The organism is Anaerobacillus alkaliphilus (assembly GCF_004116265.1).
GTDB classification, from domain to species: domain Bacteria; phylum Bacillota; class Bacilli; order Bacillales; family Anaerobacillaceae; genus Anaerobacillus; species Anaerobacillus alkaliphilus.
Map to the genome: position 1 here is coordinate 1 of NZ_QOUX01000051.1, position 515 is coordinate 515.

Annotated in this window: 1 protein-coding gene; it reads right to left on the minus strand. The window is 39.8% G+C overall.

The annotated features are described in order from the left end of the window. Nucleotides 1–115: 115 nt before the first annotated feature. Nucleotides 116–515 (minus strand): IS3 family transposase (locus DS745_RS24190; RefSeq protein WP_129080817.1); only part of this gene is annotated, 400 nt, incomplete at its 5' end.

A 515-nucleotide genomic window follows, 5' to 3' on the forward strand; every position in this document is an offset into this window, starting at 1 on the left:
CTGCGGGTATGTTTTCCAAACCACGAAGCCACCTGGTAATAACTCCATGTGGCTTGCCAAAAAAGGCTAACATACCCGCCTCTCCAAGTAAAGTCGCTCAATATTGTGCACCACCTTAAGCTGCTTGATTTCCTCTAGTTTGTTCAGGGCCTTTACTAGCCTTTCTTTCATACTCATTTGGTGATACATAACCTATGGTTGAATGGCTTCTTCTTTCGTTGTAAAAGCTCATAATATAATCCCAGATATCCCTTGTAGCTTCCTCACGAGTACTATACTTACGTCGGTAGATTAATTCCTTCTTTAAGGTCGCAAAAAAAGATTCCATACATGCGTTGTCATAACAGTTTCCTTTACGGCTCATACTGATCTGAATGTTATATTCTTGTAGACATGAGATGTACTCTTTTGATGTATACTGAGAACCTCGATCTGAGTGATGGATCAAATTTTCTGATGGTTTTCTTGAATTAATTGCTCTGGCGAGAGCTTTTAAAGGTAGCTCCTTGGTCATA